We start from the raw sequence: 23539 nt of genomic DNA on the forward strand, positions 1-23539 counted from the left end.
GAGCGTTCAGAGCTGGACGGTGTCGTTCTCGATCGCGTCGCGCTTCGGCTCGCGCGTGACCGCGGCCCGGACCGTCTGGGCGACGAACGCGACCGTGCTGTCCGGACCCTCCCAGTACTCGGCGGAGTCGGTCTCGATCTTCAGCAGGGTCAGTCCGGGGGTCTCGAGCTCCTCGGGGAACCAGGCGCGCAGGGGCTTCGACCACAGCGCCTCGGCCTTCTGGCGGTCGTGCACCACCGTCGCCCGACCGGTCACCGAGGTCCACGAGTGGCCCTTGGTGTCCGAGAACGACACGTTGACCTCGGGGTGGCTCCCGATCTGCTGCACCTTGGCCGAGTCCTCGTAGGCGAAGAACCAGAGGTCGCCGTCGAACTCGGCTTCCTGCAGGGCCATCGGGCGGCTCACGTGGCGGCCGTCGGTGGTCATGGTCGTCAGCATCGCGACCTTCGCGTCGCTGACCAGGTCGGCGACGTGACGCTGTTCCGGAGTGGTGGAGTCGGTCATGGTGGAGCTCCTCATCGTGCTGCGGTTCCTGCCAGTCCACCACCGCGATGCCGTGCGCGTTGCGAGGTTCGACGGTCGGTGACGAGCCCGAGTCCCTTGACGTGTGCCGACGCTGCTGCTTTGCTCTATCAACAGATGCAAGAACGTTGCATCAGGTGAAATGACCCTCAACGGAGAGTGAGTCGCACATGGGTTTGGCCGTCTGGGCGCTGATCGCCTACATCGGCACGATCGTGATCTGGAGCGTGGCGCTCCGCCGCGGTATCGGCGAGGGGATGGTCGTCGGGTTCCTCGTCGTCTGCGCGTTCGGCGGCACCCGGTTCCTCGAGCTGCTGGTGTTCGGGTTGCAGGACGCCTTCAACGAGGAGATCGTGTTCGCCGCGCTCGCCTTCACGTTCGTCGGGTTCCTGTTGGCGTCGACCGGGGTCATCGACCGGCAGGTCGAGATCCTCAACTCGTTGCTCGGCCGGCTGCCCGGCGGGGCCGGCTACGTCGCGACCGTGGGCTCGGCGCTGTTCGGCTCGGTCGCGCACTCCGGGTCCGCGAACGCGGCGACGCTCGGCACCGTCACCATCCCGTGGATGAAGCGGTCGCAGTGGCCCGCCCCCGTGGCTGCCACCGTCGTCGCGGGGAACGCCGGCAACGGCACGGTGATCCCGCCCAGCGCCTCGTTCTTCATCCTCATCGGTACCGCGACGGTCGCACCGCTCATCACGATCGGCGAGCTCCTGCCCGCGATGTTCGTCGCCGCCGGGTGGTGCGTGCTGTGGCGCTTGATCGTCATCGCCTACTTCGTCCGTCGGCACCGCATCCAGCGCGTCCCGGCAGAGGACATCAGCCCCTTCCGCCAGTCCTTCCGACACGGGTGGACGTCGCTGCTCGTGTTCCTCGGCATCCTCGTCCCGGTGTTCGTGACGCTCGGCCCGAGTGGTGCGTTCGTCACGGACGCGCTCGGCGAGGACGCGGCCGACACCATCAGCATCGTCGTCTGGATCCCCGTGCTCCTCGGCCTGCTGGCACTGCTCCTCGGCCGGAAGAAGCTGCCGAAGGGCACCCGAGGGTGGTACGACTTCGTCGCGAAGACCGCGCCGCGCTACCGCGACATCGGTGCGACCCTCGTCTTCGCGTTCGCCGGCGGTGCCGTGCTGACCGAGCTCGGGCTCGCCGACCAGCTCGCGGCCGTGCTCAACGGGTTGGACGCCTCCCCCGTCGTGATGAGCGTGATCGTCGCCGTGATGGTCGTGCTGGTCGCCGGCCCGCTCAGCTCCACCGCGACCATCGCCACGATCGGCGGCATCGGCTTCAGCGTCCTCGTCGTCGCCGGTGTCGACCCCGTGCTGGCCGCCTGCGTCGTCCTGGTGGCGGCCTCGACCGAGGGAGCCTCGCCGCCCGGAGCGTCGGCCATCTACATCGCGACCGGGATCGCGGGGGTCAACCCGGTGAAGACCTTCGTCCCGCTCGTGGTCCTGTACGTCGTCCCCATCCTGCTCATCGCCGCGCTCATCGGGCCGGGCTGGCTGCCCGTCCCCCACTGAACCCGTCCCCACCGATCGGAAGGACTGCACCATGGCAGACCCCACGGGACCCACGACGGGTCCGACCCGGAAGCGCATCGCCACCGGCATGACGGCCGTGTTCGTCGTCCTGCTCGTCTCGATGCTCGCGCTCGGCACCGTCATGGTGCTGCTGCAGCTCGTCGGCGTCCTGGTCCTCGACGCCGCGCTCGTCTCCGCGGCCGCAGCCGCCCTCGCCCCGTGGACGTTCGGGGTCGGCGGCGCCCTCGGCATCTGGACCCTGCTCCTCGCCTACGCACACGGATGGAAGTCGAACGAATGACCGAGCACACCCAGCACACCGAGCACACCGGGCACACCGAGCACACCGAGCCCACCGTCACCCAGGACGTCGTCGACCGGCTCGGCGCCCTGCCGGTCGCGAACATCGGCGACGCCATGCAGCGCCTCGGCGTCGTGGACGCCGAGATCGGGCCCGTCTGGCGCGGTGCGCGCACCGCCGGGACCGCGCGCACCGTCGAGGTCGCGGGCGGCGACAACGCCGGCGTCCACGAGGCGCTCGACACCCTGCGGCCGGGCGACGTCCTCGTCGTGAACGGCCACGCCGTCCGTGACCGCGCCCTGGTCGGCGAGCTCATCGCGGAGCGCCTCCGCGCACGCGGGTGCGTCGGACTCGTCGTCGACGGCGCCGTCCGCGACGTCGGCGACCTCGAGGAGATCGGCTTCCCGGTGTTCGCCCGCGCCGTCACCCCCGCCGGCCCCTACCGCAACGGACCCTTCCGCGTCGGGCTGCCGGTGGCGATCGGCGGTGTCGTCGTCCACCCCGGCGACGTCGTCGTGGCCGACGGGGACGGCGTCGCGGTGGTGCCCGCAGCCGAGGCCGCCGAGGTGCTCACCCGAGCAGAGGCGAAGCACGCCGACGAGACCCGGATCCGCGACGAGATCGTCGCCGCGTCGAGGTCCGAGTGACGGTGCGGCGAGACGGTCCGCCACAATGGCGTCATGGCAACCGACGGGCAGACCTCCCAGCCGACGGTCCGCAGCGTCGAACGTGCGCTCGACGTGCTCGAACTCCTCGAGCGGAGCGCCCGCCCGCTCCGGCTGGTCGACCTGAGCCGGGGCACGGGCCTGCACGCCGCCACGGCGCTGCGCATCGTCGGTGTACTGCAGCGCCGCGGCCTGGTGCAGCACGACGGCGGGGAGTACCGACTGGGAGCGGGAGCGCTCGGTCTGGCGCACGGCTACCTCGTCGGCGACCCGCTCACGACCCGGGCACGCGGTGTGCTCCAGCAGCTCGCCGACTCCACGCACCTCACGACGTCGCTCTACGTGCGCACCGGCGAGGAGCGCATCCTCACCGCGCGCGTCGACGGCCGGGACCCGTTGCGCTACCAGTTGCCGGTCGGTCGGCGGCTCCCCCTGGTGGTCGGCGCCGGCAAGACGATCCTCGCCTTCACGACGCCGGAGGAACGCGACGACATCCTCGCGCGCCACGGCGACACGTCGGACGCGAACGGCCGCACGGTGCCCGCGGACGAGCTGCGCTCGTCGCTCGACGCGATCCACCGGGACGGCTTCCACGTCTCGATCGCCGAGCGTGACGTCGCCGTCGCCGCGGTCAGCGCGCCGGTCTTCGACCAGCGCGGAGCCGTGATCGGATCCGTCTCGGCGTCCGGTCCGGCAGAACACAACGACAGAGCGGGACTGGAGGCACTGGTCCCGGAGGTCCGTCGGGCCGCGCAGGCGGTCGGTCGGTAGGAAGCGAGCCACGGCTCGCAGGAGAGGAACACCATGCGAGTCGGGTTCATCGGTCTCGGCGAGGCCGGGTCCATCTACGCGGCGGCCGTCGTCGCCGCCGGTCACGAGGTCCGGGGCTTCGACCCCGCCCCCGCACCGGCTCCGGACGGCGTCGAGCGGCTCGGCTCCGTCGGCGAGGTCGTCGCCGCCAGCGAGCTGACGATCGTCCTGACCGGAGCCGCCCTCAGCCGCTCGATCGCGGAGGACGCCGCGCGGGCGATCACCCCCGGCGCGGTCTACGCGGACTTCACGACCGCCTCGCCCGAGGACATGGTCACCGCGGAGCAGGGCATCGTCGCGGCCGGTGGTCGGTTCGCGGACGTCGCGATCCTCGGCCCGGTACCGCTCAAGGGCGCCGCGACGGAGACGATCGTGTCCGGCGGGGCAGCGGACGTCGTCGGGGAGCTGCTCACCTCGCTCGGGTCCGACGTCGAGCACGTCGACGGCCCGGCCGGTACCGCGACCTCGCGGAAGCTGCTGCGGAGCGTGCTCATGAAGAGCCTGGCGACCGTCGTCGTCGAGGCACTCGAGGCCGGCCGCGCCGCGGGCTGCGAGGACTGGGTGCACGCGCAGATCGCGGCGCAGCTCTCCGGGGACGCCGACGCGAAGATCGAGCGGTACGAGTCGGGCAGCCGGAAGCACGCCGTGCGACGGGCGCACGAGATGCAGTCCGTGTCGGAGTACCTCGAGCGCCTCGGCGTGCGCCCCGAGATGTCGGCCGCGTCGCGCCGGGTGCTCGAGCGGCTCGCCGCCGCGTAGCGGCCAGCGCCGGCGACGAGTAGCGGGTCCCCTCCGGCGCGGTCACCGCGTGCGGCGCGGCGTTCGCGACGTGCCGGGAGGCGGACGGGAGGCGCGGGTCGGGCCCGACCCGCGCCTCCCGTCCGCCCTCGGTTCAGCCCGCCAAGGCTGCCGCGATGCGCGCGTCGCGCGTGCCGGGCTGGTCCGTCAGCGCCGTCTTGACGAACTCGGACCACGGGTCGACGAGCACCTCGGTCGCGTCGGACTCGACGCCGGCGAGGACGGCGTCGACGACCGCCTGCGGGCTGACCTTCGGTCCGTCCCATCCGCGGGTGATGTCGGTGTCCGCGGCACCCAGGTGCACCGCGGTCACGAGGGTGCCCTGTTCGGCGAGCTCGAGCCGGGCGCTGTTCGTCAGCGCCCACTCCGCCGCCTTGGCTGCGTGGTACGCACCCGCGCCCCGGGTGCTGAACCAGCTCAGGGCGGAGAGGACGTTGACCGCTGCTCCCCCGCCGTTCCGACCCAGCACCGGCGCGAAGGCCCGGAGCATCGACGCGGTGCCCCAGAAGTGCGTGTCCATCTCACGGTGCGCGAGCTCGAGGTCCCCCGTCACGAGGTCGGCGCCCGTCGAGATGCCGGCGTTGTTCACGAGCAGGGTGGTGTCGCCGGCGCGGGCCGCGGCGGCGGCCACCTGGTCGGCGTCGGTGATGTCGAGCGGCAGCGCGACGACCCCCTCGAGGTCGATCGACTCCGGTCGACGGGCGGTCGCGTAGACGGTCGCGCCGCGCTCGACGAGCTGGCGGGCGAACTCGCGGCCGAGGCCCCGGTTCGCGCCGGTGACGAGGGCGACTGCTCCGCTGATCTGCATGGTGGTGGTCCTTCCGTGTGGGTTGTACCGTGACCGTAGGACCTGACACCAGTGTCAGGTGCAAGAGCGGAGCCACGAGGAGGGCCGGCATGCGGATCGGGGAACTCGCCGAGGCGACCGGAGCGAGCGTGCGGTCGCTCCGCTACTACGAGCAGCAGGGGCTGCTGCGGTCGGAACGGACCGGTGGCGGCCAGCGTGACTACGGGGACGCCGCCGTCGCGTACGTCGAACTGATCCGGCACTGCCTGCGCGCCGGACTGCCGACGAAGGTGATCGCCGAGATCATGCCCTGCATGCGCAGCGGCCGGACGACCGCCGCGCAGCGGTCGCTGCTGCAGGGGGAACGCGCCAGGCTCGCGACGCAGATCGCCGAGCTCACCGAGCTGCAGGACCGCCTCGACCGCTTCATCGACGATGCCGAGGTCCGGGCCGAGCCGGTCGGGGCAGAGCCCTCGGTGGCCTGAGCGTCCCCGTCGGGCGCTACTCGACGGTGACCACCCTGGCGGCGGACGGCATGCCCTTGCCTGCTGCGTTCACCGCGACGACGGTGACCTGGTTGTTCCCGGCGGGCAACCCGGTGAGCGTCAGCGGGCTCGACGTCCCGGACACGGTCTGCTCGGAGTGGAAGCCGGAGAGGACGTAGCTCGTGATCGGCAGTCCGCCGTCACTCGCCGGCGCGTCGAACGTCACGGTGACCGAGCCGGGACCGGTCGTCGTCCCGGTGACGGTCGGTCGACCCGGAGCCGTCACGGTCACCGGGGCGGTCCCGAAGGACGTGGACGCGGCCTTGCTGACGTTCCCCGTCCCGTCGACGGCGAACACGGCGATCGTGTACTGCTGCCCCGTCGGCAGCTTCGGCACGGCTGCGGAGGCGCCGGTGACCACCAGCGGCACACCGCTCTGCGCGGTCGCGCCGGCACCGTCGCCCTGCACGAGTCGAGCGACGACCGAGGTCGCGTCCTTCGAGGCCGAGGACGTCCACTTCACCTTCGTCGGTGTCGCCGAAGCGACGCGGACCCCGGTCGGGGCCGCGGGTGCCGTGACGTCGGAACGCGCCTGCCACTGCAGCGTGCCGTGCTGCGCGATCTTGTCCGCGCAGTACTGCGTGAACGACATGTCGACCGTGGCAGGCAACCCGGTCACCGGGTCCAGAGCGAACTGCTTCACCGTCATCGTGCCGGTGGTGTCGCACCCGTAGGAGTCCACCGTGGTGACGATCGAGTACTTCCCGCTGGGTGACGTCTTCGTCGTCCCGAGCGGGAACGCCTTGCCGTACGGACCACCGAGCCTGACGCTGACGATGCCGCCGCTGCCGTCCAGGTCGTCCGCCCGGAACCACCAGTCGAGCGCGGCGTACGAGATGAGCATCTGGGTCGAGCCGGAGGTGGCCTTCGTCGTCTTGCCCTTGTTGACCATGTCCTTCCCGGAGGAGGTGATCATCGTCTTCCCAAGGAACGCCGAACCGGTCAGCGCCACCGTCTGCGTCGTCGCCCCGACGGGCAGGCTCACCGCAGCCGTGGCGGGCCCGGCAACCCTCGGACGGAAGTTGATGGAGAACGTGCAGGTCGCGTCGGCGGCGAGCGTGGCGGCGCAGGTGCTGTTGCTGACGGAGAACGACTTCGCGTCCACCCCCGTGACGACGGGCTTCCCCAACGACACCGGCGCTGTTCCCGTGTTGTGGACCGTCTGGACCTGGCTCTTCTTCGGCAGCCCGATGAAGCGCTTCTCGAACACGACGTTCCGTGCGCCGAGGACCACCGAACCGGCCGGGTCCGAGCCGAAGCGGAACTCGCCGATCCCGGGGACGACCGCGTCGAACCGGGTGATCCGACCGTTCGTCGGGTCGGACTCGAGGTCGAGGACGGTGAAGTCCCCGTAGATGTCCGTCCCGTCGATCTCGAGGCTCGGGAGCGCCTCGCTGTGTTGGCGGTTGGGATCGAGCCAGTAGGCCCCGGTCGTGAGCGGCTTCCCCTCCGGAGGGGTCAGCCGGAACGACCCGCGCTTCGACCCGGTCGTGCGCGCGCTGACACCGTGAGTGGTGTCGGCGGTGACGACCTCGATGTCGTCCCCGTCGGCGAACTCGGCGTCGCCCCGGGTCTGGTACCAGGGGGATGCGATCTGCAGGACCGCCCCGGGCGTCGCGGCCGCGTCTGCTGCGTCTGCTGCCGATGTGCCGATGGTGCTGATCAGTCCTGCGGTGAGGAGGGTGACAGCGCTCATGGCTGCCGAGCGGGCGATGCGCCGCATTGCGTGGTCCGTTCTGTCCCCGTGCACGCTCCGGACAGAGCGGCGACTCGACGCTATCGGCCAGCGGTCGAGCTGTCCGTCCGAGGAGACGACGGCTCCATCGCTCCGCCGAGACCAGCGCCTCGACCCCACGTGCCCGGACGACGCGACCTGCTCCCGACGCGCGACAGTCCCCTCGATCAGTCGGTGCGGGTCTCGACCTGGCCGCCGTCGACCAGGAACTCCGACCCGGTCACGAAGCTGGCTCGGTCCGAGGCGAGGAACAGCACGACCTCCGCGATCTCGGCGGGGTCCCCCACCCGGCCCAGCGCCGTGTCCGCTGCCATCTGCGCGAGCAGCGCCGACTCGCGTTCCGGGTCGCCCTTCGCGATGCCTCGGAGTCCGGGTGTGTCCGTCGGGCCGGGCACCACCGTGTTGACGCGGATCCCACGGGGTGCCAACTCGGCCGCCCAGACCCGGGCGAACTGGCGGATCGCTGCCTTGCTCGCCGAGTAGATCCCGAACCCGGGCGAGCCGGTCGCCGCGCTGGTCGAGCCGGTGATGACGATCGAAGCCGATGCGCCCATCAGCGGGAGTGCTCGCTGGACCGTCAGCGCGGTACCGAGGACGTTCCGTCCGAAGGTCGCGTCGAAGTCCGCTGCGTCGAACTCGTCGATGGTCGCCAGGCCCGTGCCCCCGCCGGCGTTGGCGAAGAGGACGTCGAGCGAACCGCTCCGCTGCGCGATCGTCGCGAACACCTCGTCCAGGCCCGCAGGGTCGGCGACGTCGCCGCGCACGCCCACCGCGCGGGGGCCGAGGCGATCGACGGCCGCGCTGAGCTCGTCCTGTCGTCGGCCCGTCAGGTACACCGTGCCGCCTTCGTCGACGAAGCGCTGCGCGGCTGCGAAGCCGATCCCGGTGCTCCCGCCGGTGACGAGGATGGTCTTTCCGTCGAACTGCCCCATGAGGGTCTCCTGCTCAGTCGGTTCCGCGCGCCCGTTCTGGACCGCTCGGTTCACCATACACAGGTTCTGGACCGGTCGGTCAGGAGTCTCTAGGATGTCCTCATGAGCAGGCCGAGGACGTTCGACGAGGAGACGGTGCTGCGGAGCGTCGAGCAGGAGTTCTGGGACCGCGGGTTCGCCGCGACCAGCATGAGCGACATCATGGCCGCGAGCGGCCTCGGCAAGGGCAGCCTGTACGCGGCGTTCGGCGACAAGGAAGCGATCTTCGACCGGGTCTACGAGCTCTACTGCGACGATGCGACAGCCGCCGTGCGCGCGGCGCTCGGCGGACCGGACGAATCGGCGTTCGAGCGGCTGCGCAGCCACCTCGTCCGAGCTGCGACCCGACGGGGGTCGTCAGGAGTCGAGCGGGCCTGCCTGCTCGCCAAGACCACCGCCGAGCTGGCCGCGCGCCGACCGTCGGTCGCCGAGCGGTCTCGCCGGACCTTCGAGGACCTCGCCGGGATCCTCGCCGCCTGCGTCGCTGCCGGCCAGCGAGCCGGGGACGTCGATCCCCGACTCGATCCGGTGCGAACGGGCAACTCCCTGCTCGCGACGCTGCGAGGGCTCGAGGCGCTCGGTGAGTCGGGCGTCGACGAGCAGGTCCTCGTCGACGCGGCGGACAGCGCGATCGAGGTCCTCGCCGCTCGTCGGTGACGCGCGGTCGTGGGCGGGCGGTGTCACGACCCGGCTCGACTCCGCCGCCGACGGCGACGACACCCGTGGTCGGCGTGCTGATCGGGCACGTCGAGCCGTCCGGCGAGCGATCCGCTCTCGGACGTGTTGGCCCGAGACCGGATCGGCCTGGTCAGCGGTCGGGGTGAGCTTGGCGGTCGATGCAGCGGTAGACGGTTGCTCGTCCGATGCCGAACAGTTCGGCGAGTTCGGCGACCGAGTGCGTGCCGGCTTCGTGCACCTCAAGGAGATGTCGTTGCTGCGCGGCACTGAGCTTGGGCTGTCGGCCGCGCAGGTGCCCCTTGGCCTTGGCGATCTGCATCCCCTCGCGCGTCCGGGCTCGAATCAGGTCTGATTCGAACTCAGCCACCATCGCGAGGACGTTGAACAGCAGCCGGCCTACGGGGTCGTTGGGATCGTGGACTGAGCCCCCGATGTTGAGCTTGACGTTCTTCGCGGTGAGCTCGTCGACGATGTCCTTCGCATCGCGGAGGCTCCTGGCTGATCGATCCAGCTTCGCGATCACCAGGGTGTCGCCGTCACGGCAGGAAGCGAGCGCTTCGCGGAGACCGGGTCGTGAACGATTTGTGCCGGTCAAGCCGTGGTCGGTGTGGATGTTGGTCGGAAGGACTCCAAGCCGTTCAAGCGCGATGCGCTGGGCGGTGAGGTCTTGTTCGTAGGTTGAGACGCGGGCGTACCCGATGAGGAGAGCATTCATGGCGCGAGGATCGGCTTGCTGCGCCGTGCTTGCGTCGTCTCACTTCCGATCCTTCAACGGCCGCGGAGGATTCGTTGAGTCACTGCGGCTAAGTCTTCACCCGGGAGGATCGGCTGCTCCGTCACGAACGGGAGCGGGTCCCATCCGCGGAACCAAGCGCGCATTTGGTCCTGGCTGACCTCGGACGCCAGCGAACGTCCCGCGTGCCGCCGCAGGGTCTCCTCGAATGTGAGGTCAAAGGCATAGAAGCGGGCATCGGTCGACATGCTCGAAATCCGATCCAGCATCGTTGCGTAGCCGGCGGACTGGAAGATCCCTTCTAAAACGACGTCATGGCCGGCCCAGAGGCAGTGTTTCGCTGCGACTTCGAGGAGCGCGGCGTGCTCCATGCCGTCAGCGTGACCGGCGTCCGCGCGCTCCTTGAAGATCGTCCGCCGGAAGTGGTCTTGACTGAGGACCGCGGTGGGCCACCCCAGCTCCTGTTGCAGCTGCGCCGCGAGGGTCGACTTGCCAGAGCCAGAGGCACCGCGGATCACGATGAGCACGACAAGCAGGCTAGGACGTCGCCGGTGTGCGCGCTGTCTCGATAGCCGATCGGCTATTGAGACATCGGCGCGAGGCGTTTCAGGAGCTGTACCAGGCTTTCTCGCTCTTGTGCACTGAGTTTCATCAGCAGCGCTTCTTCCGTGGCGAGGTGCTCGGGAAGGACGCTGTCCTGGATGCAAGCCGCTGGGATGGCAGTCGTCCTGCTCTGCGTCACCACGGCCGTCAGGCGGCGGGCGCGTCCTGCTCTGCGCCGTGACCGGCAGTAAGCACCATCCCGTACAAGGCCACATCGGCTCGCTCCGGGCTCAGCGCAAGAGCGGAGCGAAGAGTGCCCTCGTGCATGAAGCCCAGGCGCTCCGCTACTGCTCGACTACGGGTGTTCAAAACCGCCGTTCGAATCTCGACTCGCGCTAAGCCTTCTGCGCGCGCCTCATCGATCAGTGCTTCGCATGCCCGGGTCACCACTCCCTGTCCCTCATGCGCTGCAGCGATCCAGAATCCCAACTCTCCGATGCCGGCATACCGGTCGAGGCGTAGCGATGCGCTCCCGACGGGCTCGTCGCCACAGGTGATCATCAAGGGGAGACTCGTGCCCTGCTCGTAAAGCGCTATCGCGAACGAGGCGTATGCCTCAGCAGATTCGAGGGTCTGCTCCGGAGCAGCCCAAGGTTCCCAGGCTCGTAGGCGCGACAGCTCGTTGAGGGTCAGATCATGCATCACTTCGACCGTCGAACCATCACGCAGAGCAAGGCCGTATCCATCGCCGAGGTCGTGAGGCAAACGCATGAAATGACGTTACTGCAACTCCACTCACCGAGCCGAGGAACGACTCCTGTGACGGGTCGCCCGGCCTCCACCGCTCGCCAGCGTCCGATAGCCGATCGGCTACCGGACACTCCTAAGCTCGGGCTATGGGGATGAACAAGGATCAGCGGCTGGCCGTCATCATCGGGAGCACGGTGGCAATAGTCATGGGACTCGGGATCGCCATCTCAGGAGGACTTGGCCTGTTCGGTTTGTGATCGAACTACCTCGCAGACCGATCGGCTACCGAGACAGGGCGAGAGGCGACGCGATACGGTGCGTCCTCGCCGCCGTGGCCGAGCCCGTCGACGTGCTGCTCAACCTCGCGCCGATCGAGCCGGACGAGTTCGCGGCCGCGGTCGCCCTCGTCCGGGACGGCGGGGTCGTCGTCAGCACGACGGCGTTCATGGCCACCCCGGACGACGCCTCTCGTGGAGTCCGAGCGGCGACCGTCTTCGTCCGGCCTGACCGGGACCGCCTCCGGCAGCTCGTCGCCCTCGTCGACGACGGCTCGCTGACGGTCGAGGTCACGCGGCGGATCCCGCTCGCCGAGTCTCGGCGCTGCACGCCGAAGGGGCGGCTGGCCGGGTCGCCGGCAAGGTCATCGTGCTCCCCGCGATGTGAACTTTAAGACGGTCGCGGCAAGGCCGCGACCGTCTTAGCATTTGCGCTCGGCAGCGCTGCGGGCGAGGAGACTGACGGTCTCCTGCGCGGTGGCGCACTCAGCTCTGGCCGGCCGATCAGCTTTCGATGCGTGCACATGCCAAAAGCGACGGCGGTGTCACGCGCGTACCGCCGAGACCGCCCGGTCGTAGAGCTCGCTGAGGTCGTACTGACCATCCCCTCGCACCCATTCCCGAGAGGCAGCATCGAGGCAGGTAAGCGCCGCAGCCACGATGGCGTGCGCGCGGAGGTCGCGGTCGTCCGTGTCCGCGAGACGAGCGGCAATCAGGGGCACGAACATTCCCTGCCAACGGAGCCGCTTCTCGATGTGGCGAGCCAGCAGCGACGGAGTGTCGAAGAGCATGCGGCCGAGGGCGAGCATGGATGAGCGGTCGAGAGTCAGTATTTCACCGGCCTCAGTGAACGCTGCGCGGATCGCAGCCCACGGTTCTTCGTCCTCCGGGCGCACCTTCAGCGCTTCGGCGATAACGGCACCCCTGGCGACCAGGTCGCCGAGGACCACGTCCTCCTTCGTGCCGAAGTAACGGAAGAACGACCGCCGCGAGACCCCGACGCTCTCGAGAATTTGATCCACCGTTGTCGCCTCGAACCCCTGCCGGAGGAACAGGTCGACCGCCGTGCGGGTGATCTCGTCGCGCACAGCCGTTCGCTGGCGGTCCCATGCTGTCGTTTCGGTCATCTAACCATTCTATGTGCCTTCTTGGCACTGCGTGCCAAGTAGGCATAAAGTGCCAGGGTGGCCTACGACCTCTCGACCCAGACGATCCTGATCACCGGAGCGAGCTCCGGGATCGGTCATCGGTTCGCTGTCGACCTCACCGCCCGGGGCGCCGCTGTCGTCCTCGTTGCGCGGCGCCGCGACCGCCTGGAGCAGCTTGCCGCCGACCTCCGCCGTGACCACGGCAGCACCGTAGAAATCATGGCTGCTGATCTGACATCGCCGACGGCGGGTCTTGACCTGCGGGCCGCGGTCGGGGAGCGAGGGATGCGCATTACCGGCCTCGTCAACAACGCCGGCTTCGGCACGTTCGGCCCGTTCGTCGACGAGGAAGCAGAACGACTCGAGGCCGAGGTCGCCCTCGACGTGATGGCACCCGTTCGGCTCACCTCCGCGTTCCTGCCTGATCTACTTGCCGCTGAGCGCGGCTTGCTGATCAACGTCGCGAGCATGGCTGCGTACAGCCCGAGTCCGCGGATGGCCGTCTACGGTGCGGCGAAGGCGTTCGTGCTGAGCTTCACCGAATCCCTGTGGGCCGAGCTCCGTGGCACGGGTATCACTGTCTTCGCGTTGTCGCCCGGTGCCACGAGCACCGAGTTCAACAGCGTCGTCGGGACAGAGGACGCGACCGCCGGGGCGGCGATGCGATCCGCCGGGGACGTCGTAGCCACCGCACTGGCGCACCTCGACTCGCGAAACCCGGGACCGAGCGTGATCGACGGGAGGGCCAACCGCATCGCGGCCAGCACGATGCGGCTACTCAGTCGTCGTCGGACCGTCGCCCTCATGCATCGGGTGACCGACCCCGTGCGCCGCCATCGATAGCCCTCTTGTCGAGCGGGGCAGCGTTCGACCGTCAACATGATCAAGGTCCCGCCACTGCCACAGGCGGCCTTCCTCGGCGCCGTCCTCAGGAGTGCAGGACGCGAGTTCCGGTGACGGTCGTCCGTGGGAGACGTCCGGCGCGCGAATGCCCGACCATCCCGTCCCCGTTCACGAGCACGTCGAATTCGAGATTGAGGCGCATCGGCTTGGTGATGCTCTGTGACCAGGTGACGTGCTCCCCAGTGCTCGTGTCCTCGACGCGGACATCGCGGAGCGGCACGTCTTCTCCTCTGCCTGTAGCCGCGCCGACGATGATCCCCCTATCGGCGGTGAACTGCATCCTGGCGTTAATGGTGCCGATCGGCGTTCGCATCGAGAGGTCCCAGATACCGGGGAGGGTGCTCATGATCAATCGTTCCTCTGGTGGTAGTGGGTTCAGGCGGGAAGCGGAACAGGGCCACGTGCTGACCACACGGTTCCGCGACGCTCGTACTCGAAGAGTTCCTCGACGGCGTGGGCGATACGTGGCCCGTGCATACGTTCGAGCAGGTACAGAGCGAGGTCGAGGCCAGACGTCACACCGCCGGCAGTGACGAGGTCCCCGTCGTCGACGACCCGGGCGCGAACCACAGTCGTCCCCGTGGCCTCGAGGACGTCATTGCCCATCGTGTGCGTCACGGCGGTCCGCCCTTCTAGGAGGCCGGCCATCGCGAGAGCGAGCCCACCGCCGCAGACCGTCGCGACGATTGTGTCCGGTGCCGCGAACGCCCGTCGCATCAGGCTCGGCAGGGCTGTCTCGGCCAAGCCGGCGAGGATCACGGGGATGATGCGTTCCGTGTCGGGATCGCCGTGCACCGGGCCGGAGGCCCCGGGGACGATTACAACACCGGGAGCCTCGGGCATAAGGACGTGCTTCGCCTTCAGTTGCAGTCCGCCGGTTCCGCTCGTGACCGGACCTGGTGCATCAAGCCCGACGAGACGGACGTCGATGATCCCTCCGAGCGCATCCGAACCGGCGTTGAGTACTTCGAATGGTGCGATGACGTCGAGGGGATCGAAGCCCTCGTAGAGGACGATCTGGGCGATCACAGCGGGTCCTTCCGGGCGGCGTATCGGGCTGACATGATGACGCTACGGAGTGACACGATTTTGCACGAGTGGCCGATGAGCCAACGTGTGCGAGGATCTCGCCATGCACCGAGTGGTCGTCCTGGCGCTCCCCGACGTGATCGCTTTCGACCTCACCACTCCAGTGGAGGTCCTCGGGCGCGCGGTAGATGCCGCTGGGCTGCCGCTCTACCGCCTGCGCGTCGCCGGACCGGACTCGACCGTCCCATCGGGCCCGCTGGGCATCGCGGTCCCCTACTCCCTCGCGGAGACCGCAGCCGCTGACACGATCATCGTCCCGGGGCGGAGCGACCCGAGCGCCCCCCTCGACGATGAGGTCCTCCATGCTCTCCGGGACGCCGCGCGACGAGGTGCCCGTATCGCGTCGATCTGCGTTGGAGCCCTCGATCTGGCGCAGACCGGGCTGCTCGACGGCCTGCGGGCGACGACGCACTGGCGGGCGGTTGACTTGCTCGCGACCCGGCACCCCGAGGTCGAAGTCGTACCGGAGGCGCTCTACGTCGACAACGGACAGCTCCTCTGCTCGGCGGGAGCATCCGCAGGTATCGACCTCTGTCTGCACCTCGTCGACCGCGACTTCGGGGCTGGGGTCGCGGCGGACACCGCCCGGACTGCGGTGGTGCCCCTCACCAGAGAGGCTGGACAGGCCCAGTTCATCAAGGACGACAGAGTCGGGAGCACGAGCCTGACCTCGGTCCTCGAGTGGATCGAAGCGAATGCGGCCGAGCCAATCACCGTCGCGGACATCGCCGCCATAGCCGCCGTGAGTGCCAGGACCCTCAACAGGCGATTCATCGACGAGCTACGGCTTCCCCCGTCCCGATGGCTGATCAGGGCGAGAGTGCGCATCGCTCAACAGCTTCTCGAGACTACCGATCTCTCGGTCGACCAGATCGCCGCGCGATCCGGTCTGGGCTCGCCGGCGAATCTCCGCGCACGGTTCGCAGACGTAGTCGGCACGAGCCCTGCCCGTTACCGCGCGGCCCTGACCGTCGCGGGGCGGGCCTCCGTGTCCGGATGACGATCCTTGAACGAGTCCGGTTAGGGCTACTCCTTCGCGGCTTCTCGTTTCCACTTCCGCACCGTGGTCGTCGACACTCGTGCGTCCGCCGCGACAGACCGGATCGACCCGCCAGCACGCAACGCAGCGAGGACCGCGGCCTTCCGCGCGGTGCTCGCCCTCGCGGTCCGGCGCACCTGCTGCGCCTGTACCGGATGCGCCGCGCGTTGACGTTCGTGCCGCACCACCGCGGTGGACGTTGCGATTGCGTCTGACACGGCGCCGCTGCCAGGGAACAGATCCACGACCTCATCGACGGCAAGGTCAGCGCGCAGGTGGACGCATCGGCAGACAAGGCGCCGTTGACTGCGGGGCGCAACCGGCGTAACTTGCCCCTATGGAAAGTCGGGAACCGGACCAGACAGCCCTGCGCGCGTCGTTGCGTGCAGCGAAACATACGGAGACAACTGCCGCTCAGGCGAGCAAGGCCCCGTTGTGGTTCTACGCATGCTCCGGAGTACTGCTTGCTGCCCTTAGCTTGGTCGTCAGCCTGGGCACGCCTATCTGGATTGTAGTTGGGGGCTTGGCCGCTCTCGCTGTCGGTCGCCTGCTGTACAGCATTCGGCGGTCAGCGTCCGGTTCGACTGTCGGTGGTCTCCGATCAGGACGAGCGTCACTCTGGACGTATGCCCTGCTGCTTGTCATCCTCGGGCTCATGGTTCTCGGGCGCTTCATCACAGTCGGGTCGAGTAACTTGCTGCTACCAGTGCTCATCGCCGTCGTTGTCTTCATCGCGACCATTGCTTATGGTGCCATCTACGAACGCAGTCGAGGTCATGTCCATCGGTGAAATCCTGGGTCAATTTTCCGCGGCTGACTTCAACGAAGTTATTCATGCGCCTAAGAGGCTGACAATATGTGCCTACCTCAGTGTGGTAGACACTATGGAGTTCTCCGCTCTACGGGAGATCCTCGGGCTTTCGGAGTCGGCTCTCAGCAAACATCTCGCCACGCTGAGCGCAGAGTCCTACGTGCAAGTCAGCAAGATTTCTCGCGCAGGTCGCACTCGCACGACGGTTCGGCTTACGGGGAAGGGCCGCTCGGCCTACTCGCGTCACGTGGCGGCGCTGCGCGCGCTGCTTCGCGAGTAGGCCGAACGGGATAGCTCTACGTGCCAGTGGCGCAGGAAAGGATCGTGCCTCCCACCGTGGCCGAGGTGGAAGCGATCCAAAGCACCGTGATCCCGTCGGTGGCCAGTACCGCGAGTGCCGTACCGACAACGCCAATTGCGCAGCCCAGGTTACTCAGGTCGGGGTCTGCGATCGTGCCGGCCGTTGTGAGGGAAATCGTCTGCACAAACTGACCGCTCTCGTAATACTGCTGAATCGCGGCACCCTTGCAGTCAGTGGTCTTTTCACCGATTTCCAGCGTACGGATTGATCCGTCCGAGTTGACGCAGTTGTAGTAGAACTTCCCCGCAACGTAGTTCGGGGAAGCGATAGCCTTCGTTTCAACAGCCCCCGAGCTTGCAGTGTTCACGGTAGCTGCGTCCGCTGCAACGTCCTGCTGAACGCTTTGTTCGAATGTGGCTCCCGAACTTGGCGCGGCGATAAATAAACTTCCCATCACGGTAGCAACGGACACGAGGCCCGCTGTCAATCGTCTTGAAAACATCATTGTTCCTTTCGACAGTTCCAGTGGTGGTTTCTCAGTGGAACTATCGATGCTATGAGCCTTCTCAGGTGGTGTCACGACCCGTTACTCGATCGTGACTTGAGGCGGCTGATCCACGCGACCTTGCTTCTGGGTCTTTTCGCGCACCTCCGCCCGCTGCAAGGCGAGCACCGCAAAGTCTGTCCCGTTAGACGATCGTCTAACGGACGCGGCATTCGTGTTCCCCGACTGGCTATTGGGGGCGCTGCTGGCGCTTGTGCGCTCAGTCGAGGAGAGTGGGCGGATGCGCTCGATCGTCACGGACAGACTGATTCTTCGTCCCTGGGAGGAAGGCGACGCCGACTTTCTGTTCGACCTCGAATCACGCTGGGAGACCGTAAGGTACTTGGGCGCTGATCCCACGCCGATGCGGAGCAAGAGCGAGGCGGTCGCCTCGATCCAGCGACGGCGGGCACTCGATCACCCGGTGCACGGGGTCTGGGCGATCGCGCTCCGAGACTCGAACGCGCTTGCGGGCAACCCCTTACTGAAGCCTGCACACCTCTCGGCCGGAGCTTCTGGTGAACGTCCCGTCGAAATCGGCTGGCACCTGCATCCGAGCGCTCAGTCGCTCGGGTTCGCGACGGAGGCCGCAGCCGGCGCCCTCACTGACGCTGCCAGCCGTGGGCTTGCTTCCGTGCTCGCGGTCACCGACCCGAGGAACAGTGCCTCGCACCGGGTATGCCGTCGCCTTGGATTCGCCGAGGAAGGGGTAACGAGCCGTTTCTACGACAGCCCGCAGCTCGTCTTCTCTCGTGTTCTGTCGGGGGACACACCCCCAACTCCCGCAAGCCAGACCGTCCGGTAGCCGATCCGGAAACGGACGATTCCGGCGACGTCGGGTGCCTAGGCTCTGCTCATGGAGCAATGGGCAACCCCGAGCCTGAGTAACAGGGTGGCGCGTTTGGAACCGCTGTCCCTCGTGCACGCGGCAGACCTCGCGCGAGCAGTCTCGGTCGGCGCGCTCTGGCGAACCTGGTACACCCACATCCCAGCGCCCGAGCAGATGCACGACACCATCGAAAGCCGCCTCGCGCTCCAACGCGACGGCCGCATGGCCCCTTGGGCTGTCATCGACGTGCGTAGCGATCGAGCGGTCGGGATGACGACCTACTGCAACCTTGACCCCGCCAACCGGCGACTCGAAAGCGGTTCTACGTGGCTCGGCAAGGAGGCCCAGCGGACCGGCCTCAACACCGCGACGAAGCTCCTGCTCCTCACGCGAGCGTTCGAGGAGCTGGGGTGCTTGGCTGTTGAGTTCCGTGCCCACTGGCACAACCACCAGTCACGTCGAGCAATCGAGGGACTTGGGGCGAAGCAAGACGGGGTACTTCGGAAGCACACCGTGTTCGAGAACGGCACGATCCGGGACACGGTGGTGTACTCCATCACCGACGACGAGTGGCCCACCGTCAAGTTCGCACTCCACGAGCGCCTTGCCACCAGCGCCGCGTCTCAGTAGCCGATCCGTTAGTGCAACAGTGGGGGGTTAGGTTCACTCCATGTCCGATGACAATCTGTCGCTCACAGTGACCTCAGATGCCTCGATCACAGCGGTCTGGTTCGCACTCACCGAAGGTCGCGACAGCTGGTGGCCGGAACTCTCACTGAGGCCGGAAGTCGGCGCCGCGGTGCGTGAGACGTGGACCGAGGACGGGCGGGAGCAGTACGCCGATGGTCACGTCACGGAAGCTGCCCCACCGAACACGCTCGGTTTCGTGTGGCAGCAGGCGGCTTGGCCTACGCCGCTGCACGTTCGATTCGAGATCGAGCAGGCCGGCCGAGGCAGTCTCGTAACCCTGAGCGAGGATGGCTTCGCGCAGCTGACTCACGGGTCGGACGTCCGATCGGCGCACCAGGAAGGCTGGGCGTTCCACCTCACGAACCTGCTGGCCGCAGCGTCTCGATAGCCGGTCGTCCAGTAGACCTCCGGGTGCTTGCAGGCGGCCCCGGCTCCCTACGGCCCGAATCCGGGGCGAACCTGTCTCACATAGATGGTCCGCGAAGTCTCTCAGTTCACGTACGCCATACGAACGCCTCACGATGCACGGATTCCGAACCGTCCTCTGGTCGACGTCGCCCTTCCTACTGCCGAGAAACGTGTCGACTTCTGTGTTTCAGACTCGCTGCGTGGCAGTGGGACAAGTCAGCTGGCGGACGACGACAACCCCTGTCAACGTACTCACTACTTGTCGCCAATACGCCTGACGCGATTCGCAGTCAACGTGCATGTCACTCAGCTCGACCAAATAACTTGTCGCCGAATCGCGTACCGCCTCGATTAGGCTGCGGGGCACCCGTTCACGACTGTGCGGGTGTGCGATCCCTGTGAAGGGTTACGTGCCTGCCGTCCTCCTCGCGAACACAAACGATGCGCGGGATCGCGCGCATGCCTGCGAGAGCGATCCGTCTCGCGACAGCGCACCCCTCAACGCAGTCGCTGATCATGAGTGGACTGGCCAACGCGTGGTAGCTGAGCCGGCGCTGGACCATGGTGCCGGAGGCTCGTGACTTCGGGACTGTACCAACGCCTGCCAACAATTGCCCGGCCGTTCACTGGTCAGACCACGGAAAGCGGGTCGTTGCGTCGGTCAAACTGATCTAGGAGTTCTTCGACCATGTTTAGGGCCGCGTCAAAGAACATTGAAACGGTGACGAAACTGGACGTGACGTTGAAGGAGGCCGACCGGCCGTCGAACTCCTCGACCTGCTGACGCTCGAGGACCGCTGTCATCATGCTCGTGTTCCCGTGCGCGATGCCGCTCGCCATCCTCCAGATGACCAGAGGCGGGTGGTGCCGAGGCGGAACCATGGTCTCTATCGAGCGAAGCCGGTCGGTAACCGGTTCAAGCTTCGTCAGGTCTGCTCCCACGAGACGGGGGCGAGCGTTTGCCTGGTCTTTGAGGCGTTCTTCTACAACCTCGAATCGCGGGTCAGATTTTCCGAGATCGCTCAGAACTGACCGGAGCTGCCGCCGATTCTCGCGGGTCAGCCTCATAGATCTCAGCAACCGTTCATCGCGCGCGGCGGGCTGAAGCAGCCACAGCCCTGTTCCTGCCACTTCGATTGCGCTCCGGATCAGAGTGAACGATGACATGGCTAGCAGGGCCCCGCCACTGCTCTCGACGCTGACCTGCAAGCCGTGAAGATGGTCCAGCGCAGCGCCGAGGAGGTTAACAATCTGGTCGGGAACAGAATTGTACGGAGCCGCCGCGCTGTCACCGGCGAGTGAGGATTTGGGGCGTACCGCTAACTGCTGGTAGCGGTCATCGAGTCGATCCCGCCGCGCGAATCCGAACTGTAGAAACAGCAACCCACGCTCGGCATCCGCGTCCGCCTCACGATTGTCATAGGGGCCCGAGACTTCGGTGTCATCCACGCTCTCATCATGCCTTGATGCTGGCCCGGGTGTCGTGGTGCTTCCAGTGTGAGGCGCCGGACGCGGCTAGGTGCTGAACGAATTCGCCGGAGCAAACTGCTTCAGCGCGTGGTCCCCTAGCCGCATCTGGTCCGATGCATCGCCATCACGGGCCAGCTCACGGGAGGAGGGACGCCGCGAGCCGGCGCACGCGACTATCGCGACTGCCCGCGGAAGCGTGAGTTTCGAGTGGTCGGATTGGCATCTTCGGTAGGAGCGCGCCAAACTTCGACGAGGCCGCGAAAGCGAAGCAGTCTCAGTGATCGCGGCTCGTCTCGCAGTACACCGGCAACCGAGGCTGCATGATGGGGGTTGAATCAGGGAGGAATCATGGCGATACTCGGCGTCAACGGCACCGCAAACGAACTTTGGCTCGCAGTCGTCTCGGAGGACGGTGACGTCCTAGATGCCCAGTTGCGAATCCTGCCTGCACCCGATTCGCCGCTCGCAACGCAGATCCGCACTGCCCTTGATGAGGCCGAGCGACTCATCTCAGCCAACGGCATCACAGTCGTAACCATTCTCGAACCCGAGACGGGCCGATTCCAACCCAGCTACTTCCAATCTGTGGTGAGGATCTCCCTGGAATCGGCGGTGGTGCTTGCCGCAGACCGAGCAGGTATCCCGTCTGTTCGGCGGAGCCGAAAGTGGGTCCGCTCCGCGCTAGATCTTCCGAAGAACGGTGCGCTCTCGGGGCACGTCGGGGCTATCGTCGATGCTCATCCCCCGCACTGGACTGGGAAACGGGATCTCGCCGCTCTCGCGGCGCTTGCGGAGCGTCTCTCCTGATGGCGATCTTGGGCGATAACGCGCGGGTCCGCAGGGTGCTTCACGCTCCCACCTACAGCTTCCTGCGCACCATCGACGAGGGCAGCGCTGCTGAGACCAAACTCTACGAGCACACCGTTCTCGGCGGTCTCCGTGTACAAAAGTCGATTTCCGTGCTTGGCCTCCCTGACGGCGTCGCCCGTAGTGAGCCGCGTCTTCTCGAAAGCATGGATCACCCTCGTCTCATCAAAGTCAGGGACGCGCAGTGGGATCCAGATTACGATGAGTCGCTAAAGGTGATCACGTTCACCACTGACTATTATGAAGGCCAGAGCATTCATGCCGCACTGAACGAGGGCCACGCATTCGGCACTGCGGATGCTGTCGCAATCATCGACTGCGTTCTCGATGCGCTGCACTACCTCCACGTCTCCGCAGGGGTCGTCCACCGCGATGTGAAGCCAGGCAACGTGATGCTCAACGCAGCGCGGAATCAGGGTTTCGTTGGCGACTTCGGGAGCGCTGCTCACCTGGATGCCGACTCGCAGCAGGTAGATGCGGCCGGCGGGACATTGCTCTACCGACCACCCGAGTACTCCTCCGGGTTGCTCGATGCGCGTAGCGACCTGTACTCGACCGGGCTGACAATGTTCGAGTTGCTGAACGGCCCATTTGATTACCAAGCACTAGACGGCAATGTCCTGTTGCAGCGAGTGGAAGCGGGCAAGCCCGCTCTCACGCCTCGGCACCTCAGATTTCAGCCATGGGTGAGCCCAAGTCTGATGACGTTCGTTCGACGATTGATCGCCACAAAGCCGGAAAGCCGATTCGCTTCGGCCGACGAGGCCCTCAGATCCCTACGAGGGCTGAGATATGTGGACTGGACTCCCGTCAGCTCTACAGAGTGGATCGGGAAGTGGCCGCCGCGCCAGGTGAGCGCACGCCAACGAATGCTTAGAGTGAGTTCTGAACATCTGGGCGGACGCAACGTCGGGCACGTCAGTGTGACGGCAGCCACCAGCATGGATGGCGGGCGGACATGGAGGCGTTATGCGCGCTTCGCGCGCCGCGCTCCTGAGGTGGAAGGCGCAGAAGCCCTTGCTCTTGTGTTCCGAGACGTCGAGGCTGCTGCCCAGTCGGTAGCAACTCGGTAGACCTCACTTGCCTGCTCAGCCGGAAGGCGGCTCAAGAGCTGCCTCGCCTCGGCTTGGCGGCCCGAGGCGAGCACAAACCCCGCCCGAGTGCTGTGCTCGACGACTTGCAGCGAACCAGTCGTCACGGCGTCCCACAGCGCGCCGGTTACCCCGGGCACTCGCAGCCCTACTTCGGGGTCGGGTCGCCATACTCGGGGTACGTGGAAACTAGCTAGAACTTCGGCACCGCTTGCAGTTTGGCTGAGACCTGTAAGCGCCGCATGCGCGAGCCTGTGGTCGCGAGCATCTAGCCACTCGACGCCTCCAACAGCCATCATGGTTGTAAGGAGGTTTGACATACCTCGCTTAGTCATACATCTAAGGTAGCGAGGAGGTCAGACATGGCAGAGACACGACACTCAGTGAATGCCGCAGAGCTGCTCCGCACCAGCCGCGACCGGCAGGTCAGCTTGCGCTTGCAGCTCGCTTTGGACCAGCGACTTGACGCCCTCGTCGAGCGCGCTATCGATGCGGGTGAGCGGACCACAAGGGCGGAAGTCCTGCAAGCACTCGTGCTCGATTGCGAGCTGGATGGCGCAGAGCTCGGAGATCGGCTGCGCCATCTGCGAACTGCCACTTGTGGGGATGCCGTGCTGGACCACTCAGTCCCTGACGACAACGTCTTGCAGTTCTTGGGTCGTAAGCCTGGTCCGCGCACGCGGCGCGCTTGATGGTGCTGCGCTGAGTTACTACGGATT

29 protein-coding genes are annotated in these 23539 nt (G+C 67.1%); 16 read left to right on the plus strand and 13 right to left on the minus strand.

Annotation, left to right across the window (positions count from 1 at the left end; all coding sequences use genetic code 11):
* Positions 1 to 6: 6 nt before the first annotated feature.
* On the minus strand, positions 7 to 504 hold the full coding sequence (locus DEI99_RS16850) for a pyridoxamine 5'-phosphate oxidase family protein (RefSeq protein ID WP_111040445.1): 498 nt from the start codon (positions 502 to 504) through the stop codon (positions 7 to 9).
* A 188-nt stretch (positions 505 to 692) separates the two neighbouring features.
* On the opposite strand from DEI99_RS16850, the gene DEI99_RS16855 reads away from it, so the two are divergent.
* From DEI99_RS16855 to DEI99_RS16875, 5 genes are read left to right on the plus strand one after another with little or no spacing between them, the layout of a single operon-like run.
* Positions 693 to 2039, plus strand: coding sequence for a TRAP transporter large permease subunit (locus DEI99_RS16855; protein WP_111040446.1), 1347 nt, complete (start codon positions 693 to 695; stop codon positions 2037 to 2039).
* A gap of 31 nt (positions 2040 to 2070) precedes the next feature.
* Complete coding sequence (locus tag DEI99_RS16860; protein ID WP_071258812.1) at positions 2071 to 2340, plus strand: hypothetical protein; 270 nt, start codon at positions 2071 to 2073, stop codon at positions 2338 to 2340.
* Positions 2322 to 2987: an RraA family protein gene (locus DEI99_RS16865; RefSeq protein ID WP_284180893.1), complete on the plus strand. Its 666-nt coding sequence runs from the start codon at positions 2322 to 2324 to the stop codon at positions 2985 to 2987. The genes DEI99_RS16860 and DEI99_RS16865 overlap by 19 nt, the downstream gene beginning before the upstream one ends.
* Before the next feature lie 33 nt (positions 2988 to 3020).
* Positions 3021 to 3776 carry an IclR family transcriptional regulator gene (locus DEI99_RS16870; protein WP_111040448.1) on the plus strand — a complete coding sequence of 252 codons (756 nt, stop codon included), beginning with the start codon at positions 3021 to 3023 and terminating at the stop codon, positions 3774 to 3776.
* Positions 3777 to 3809: 33 nt separating this feature from the next.
* Complete coding sequence (locus DEI99_RS16875) at positions 3810 to 4574, plus strand: DUF1932 domain-containing protein (protein WP_111040449.1); 765 nt, start codon at positions 3810 to 3812, stop codon at positions 4572 to 4574.
* A 133-nt stretch (positions 4575 to 4707) separates the two neighbouring features.
* Here the strand turns inward: DEI99_RS16875 and DEI99_RS16880 are convergent, their stop codons facing one another.
* Entirely contained in the window at positions 4708 to 5421 is a 714-nt protein-coding gene (locus DEI99_RS16880; protein ID WP_111040450.1) for an SDR family oxidoreductase, read from the minus strand.
* 89 nt (positions 5422 to 5510) lie between these two features.
* On the opposite strand from DEI99_RS16880, the gene DEI99_RS16885 reads away from it, so the two are divergent.
* Positions 5511 to 5885, plus strand: a complete 375-nt coding sequence (locus tag DEI99_RS16885) for a MerR family transcriptional regulator (protein ID WP_111040451.1) — start codon at positions 5511 to 5513, stop codon at positions 5883 to 5885.
* Between the two features lie 16 nt (positions 5886 to 5901).
* Here DEI99_RS16885 and DEI99_RS16890 read toward each other — a convergent pair whose 3' ends face one another.
* A complete protein-coding gene (locus DEI99_RS16890; protein ID WP_181434303.1) occupies positions 5902 to 7641 on the minus strand; it encodes a choice-of-anchor D domain-containing protein in 1740 nt (579 codons plus the stop codon).
* A 206-nt stretch (positions 7642 to 7847) separates the two neighbouring features.
* Positions 7848 to 8612, minus strand: coding sequence for an SDR family NAD(P)-dependent oxidoreductase (locus DEI99_RS16895; protein WP_111040489.1), 765 nt, complete (start codon positions 8610 to 8612; stop codon positions 7848 to 7850).
* Between the two features lie 102 nt (positions 8613 to 8714).
* On the opposite strand from DEI99_RS16895, the gene DEI99_RS16900 reads away from it, so the two are divergent.
* Complete coding sequence (locus DEI99_RS16900) at positions 8715 to 9308, plus strand: TetR/AcrR family transcriptional regulator (protein WP_111040453.1); 594 nt, start codon at positions 8715 to 8717, stop codon at positions 9306 to 9308.
* Positions 9309 to 9459: 151 nt separating this feature from the next.
* Here the strand turns inward: DEI99_RS16900 and DEI99_RS16905 are convergent, their stop codons facing one another.
* From DEI99_RS16905 to DEI99_RS16915, 3 genes are all read right to left on the minus strand, one after another.
* Positions 9460 to 10044 carry a recombinase family protein gene (locus tag DEI99_RS16905; protein WP_111040454.1) on the minus strand — a complete coding sequence of 195 codons (585 nt, stop codon included), beginning with the start codon at positions 10042 to 10044 and terminating at the stop codon, positions 9460 to 9462.
* 53 nt (positions 10045 to 10097) lie between these two features.
* Positions 10098 to 10589, minus strand: coding sequence for an AAA family ATPase (locus DEI99_RS16910; RefSeq protein WP_181434304.1), 492 nt, complete (start codon positions 10587 to 10589; stop codon positions 10098 to 10100).
* Between the two features lie 223 nt (positions 10590 to 10812).
* Positions 10813 to 11376 carry a GNAT family N-acetyltransferase gene (locus DEI99_RS16915; RefSeq protein ID WP_111040456.1) on the minus strand — a complete coding sequence of 188 codons (564 nt, stop codon included), beginning with the start codon at positions 11374 to 11376 and terminating at the stop codon, positions 10813 to 10815.
* Positions 11377 to 11686: 310 nt separating this feature from the next.
* Between DEI99_RS16915 and DEI99_RS16920 the strand changes: the two genes are divergently transcribed.
* A complete protein-coding gene (locus DEI99_RS16920; RefSeq protein ID WP_258369147.1) occupies positions 11687 to 12025 on the plus strand; it encodes a zinc-binding dehydrogenase in 339 nt (112 codons plus the stop codon).
* A 150-nt stretch (positions 12026 to 12175) separates the two neighbouring features.
* Here DEI99_RS16920 and DEI99_RS16925 read toward each other — a convergent pair whose 3' ends face one another.
* Positions 12176 to 12757 carry a TetR/AcrR family transcriptional regulator gene (locus DEI99_RS16925; protein WP_111040457.1) on the minus strand — a complete coding sequence of 194 codons (582 nt, stop codon included), beginning with the start codon at positions 12755 to 12757 and terminating at the stop codon, positions 12176 to 12178.
* Between the two features lie 57 nt (positions 12758 to 12814).
* Between DEI99_RS16925 and DEI99_RS16930 the strand changes: the two genes are divergently transcribed.
* The gene (locus tag DEI99_RS16930) at positions 12815 to 13621 is read left to right on the plus strand and encodes an SDR family NAD(P)-dependent oxidoreductase (RefSeq protein ID WP_111040458.1); all 807 of its coding nucleotides are present in this window, start codon (positions 12815 to 12817) and stop codon (positions 13619 to 13621) included.
* Positions 13622 to 13706: 85 nt separating this feature from the next.
* On the opposite strand, the gene DEI99_RS16935 is transcribed toward DEI99_RS16930, so the two are convergent.
* On the minus strand, positions 13707 to 14027 hold the full coding sequence (locus DEI99_RS16935) for a hypothetical protein (protein WP_111040459.1): 321 nt from the start codon (positions 14025 to 14027) through the stop codon (positions 13707 to 13709).
* A gap of 29 nt (positions 14028 to 14056) precedes the next feature.
* The gene (locus DEI99_RS16940; RefSeq protein ID WP_111040460.1) at positions 14057 to 14710 is read right to left on the minus strand and encodes a DJ-1/PfpI family protein; all 654 of its coding nucleotides are present in this window, start codon (positions 14708 to 14710) and stop codon (positions 14057 to 14059) included.
* A 103-nt stretch (positions 14711 to 14813) separates the two neighbouring features.
* Between DEI99_RS16940 and DEI99_RS16945 the strand changes: the two genes are divergently transcribed.
* On the plus strand, positions 14814 to 15770 hold the full coding sequence (locus DEI99_RS16945) for a GlxA family transcriptional regulator (RefSeq protein ID WP_111040461.1): 957 nt from the start codon (positions 14814 to 14816) through the stop codon (positions 15768 to 15770).
* A gap of 815 nt (positions 15771 to 16585) precedes the next feature.
* Complete coding sequence (locus tag DEI99_RS17265; protein ID WP_111040462.1) at positions 16586 to 16900, plus strand: transcriptional regulator; 315 nt, start codon at positions 16586 to 16588, stop codon at positions 16898 to 16900.
* 16 nt (positions 16901 to 16916) lie between these two features.
* Here DEI99_RS17265 and DEI99_RS16950 read toward each other — a convergent pair whose 3' ends face one another.
* Entirely contained in the window at positions 16917 to 17501 is a 585-nt protein-coding gene (locus DEI99_RS16950; RefSeq protein ID WP_146247039.1) for a hypothetical protein, read from the minus strand.
* A 205-nt stretch (positions 17502 to 17706) separates the two neighbouring features.
* Here DEI99_RS16950 and DEI99_RS16955 point away from each other — a divergent pair, with 205 nt between their 5' ends.
* From DEI99_RS16955 to DEI99_RS16965, 3 genes are read left to right on the plus strand one after another with little or no spacing between them, the layout of a single operon-like run.
* Positions 17707 to 18270, plus strand: a complete 564-nt coding sequence (locus tag DEI99_RS16955; RefSeq protein WP_111040490.1) for a GNAT family N-acetyltransferase — start codon at positions 17707 to 17709, stop codon at positions 18268 to 18270.
* A gap of 51 nt (positions 18271 to 18321) precedes the next feature.
* A complete protein-coding gene (locus DEI99_RS16960; RefSeq protein WP_111040464.1) occupies positions 18322 to 18924 on the plus strand; it encodes a GNAT family N-acetyltransferase in 603 nt (200 codons plus the stop codon).
* A 40-nt stretch (positions 18925 to 18964) separates the two neighbouring features.
* Complete coding sequence (locus DEI99_RS16965; RefSeq protein ID WP_111040465.1) at positions 18965 to 19372, plus strand: SRPBCC family protein; 408 nt, start codon at positions 18965 to 18967, stop codon at positions 19370 to 19372.
* A gap of 650 nt (positions 19373 to 20022) precedes the next feature.
* Here the strand turns inward: DEI99_RS16965 and DEI99_RS16970 are convergent.
* Entirely contained in the window at positions 20023 to 20841 is an 819-nt protein-coding gene (locus DEI99_RS16970; RefSeq protein ID WP_111040466.1) for a hypothetical protein, read from the minus strand.
* 369 nt (positions 20842 to 21210) lie between these two features.
* On the opposite strand from DEI99_RS16970, the gene DEI99_RS16975 reads away from it, so the two are divergent.
* Positions 21211 to 21669 carry a hypothetical protein gene (locus tag DEI99_RS16975; RefSeq protein WP_146247040.1) on the plus strand — a complete coding sequence of 153 codons (459 nt, stop codon included), beginning with the start codon at positions 21211 to 21213 and terminating at the stop codon, positions 21667 to 21669.
* Positions 21669 to 22802, plus strand: coding sequence for a serine/threonine-protein kinase (locus DEI99_RS16980; protein WP_111040467.1), 1134 nt, complete (start codon positions 21669 to 21671; stop codon positions 22800 to 22802). Before DEI99_RS16975 ends, DEI99_RS16980 begins: the two co-directional genes overlap by 1 nt.
* A gap of 398 nt (positions 22803 to 23200) precedes the next feature.
* On the opposite strand, the gene DEI99_RS16985 is transcribed toward DEI99_RS16980, so the two are convergent.
* On the minus strand, positions 23201 to 23404 hold the full coding sequence (locus DEI99_RS16985) for a hypothetical protein (protein WP_146247041.1): 204 nt from the start codon (positions 23402 to 23404) through the stop codon (positions 23201 to 23203).
* Positions 23405 to 23539: the final 135 nt, after the last annotated feature.

The sequence above is a fragment of the Curtobacterium sp. MCLR17_036 genome, assembly GCF_003234445.2.
Lineage (GTDB): Bacteria > Actinomycetota > Actinomycetes > Actinomycetales > Microbacteriaceae > Curtobacterium.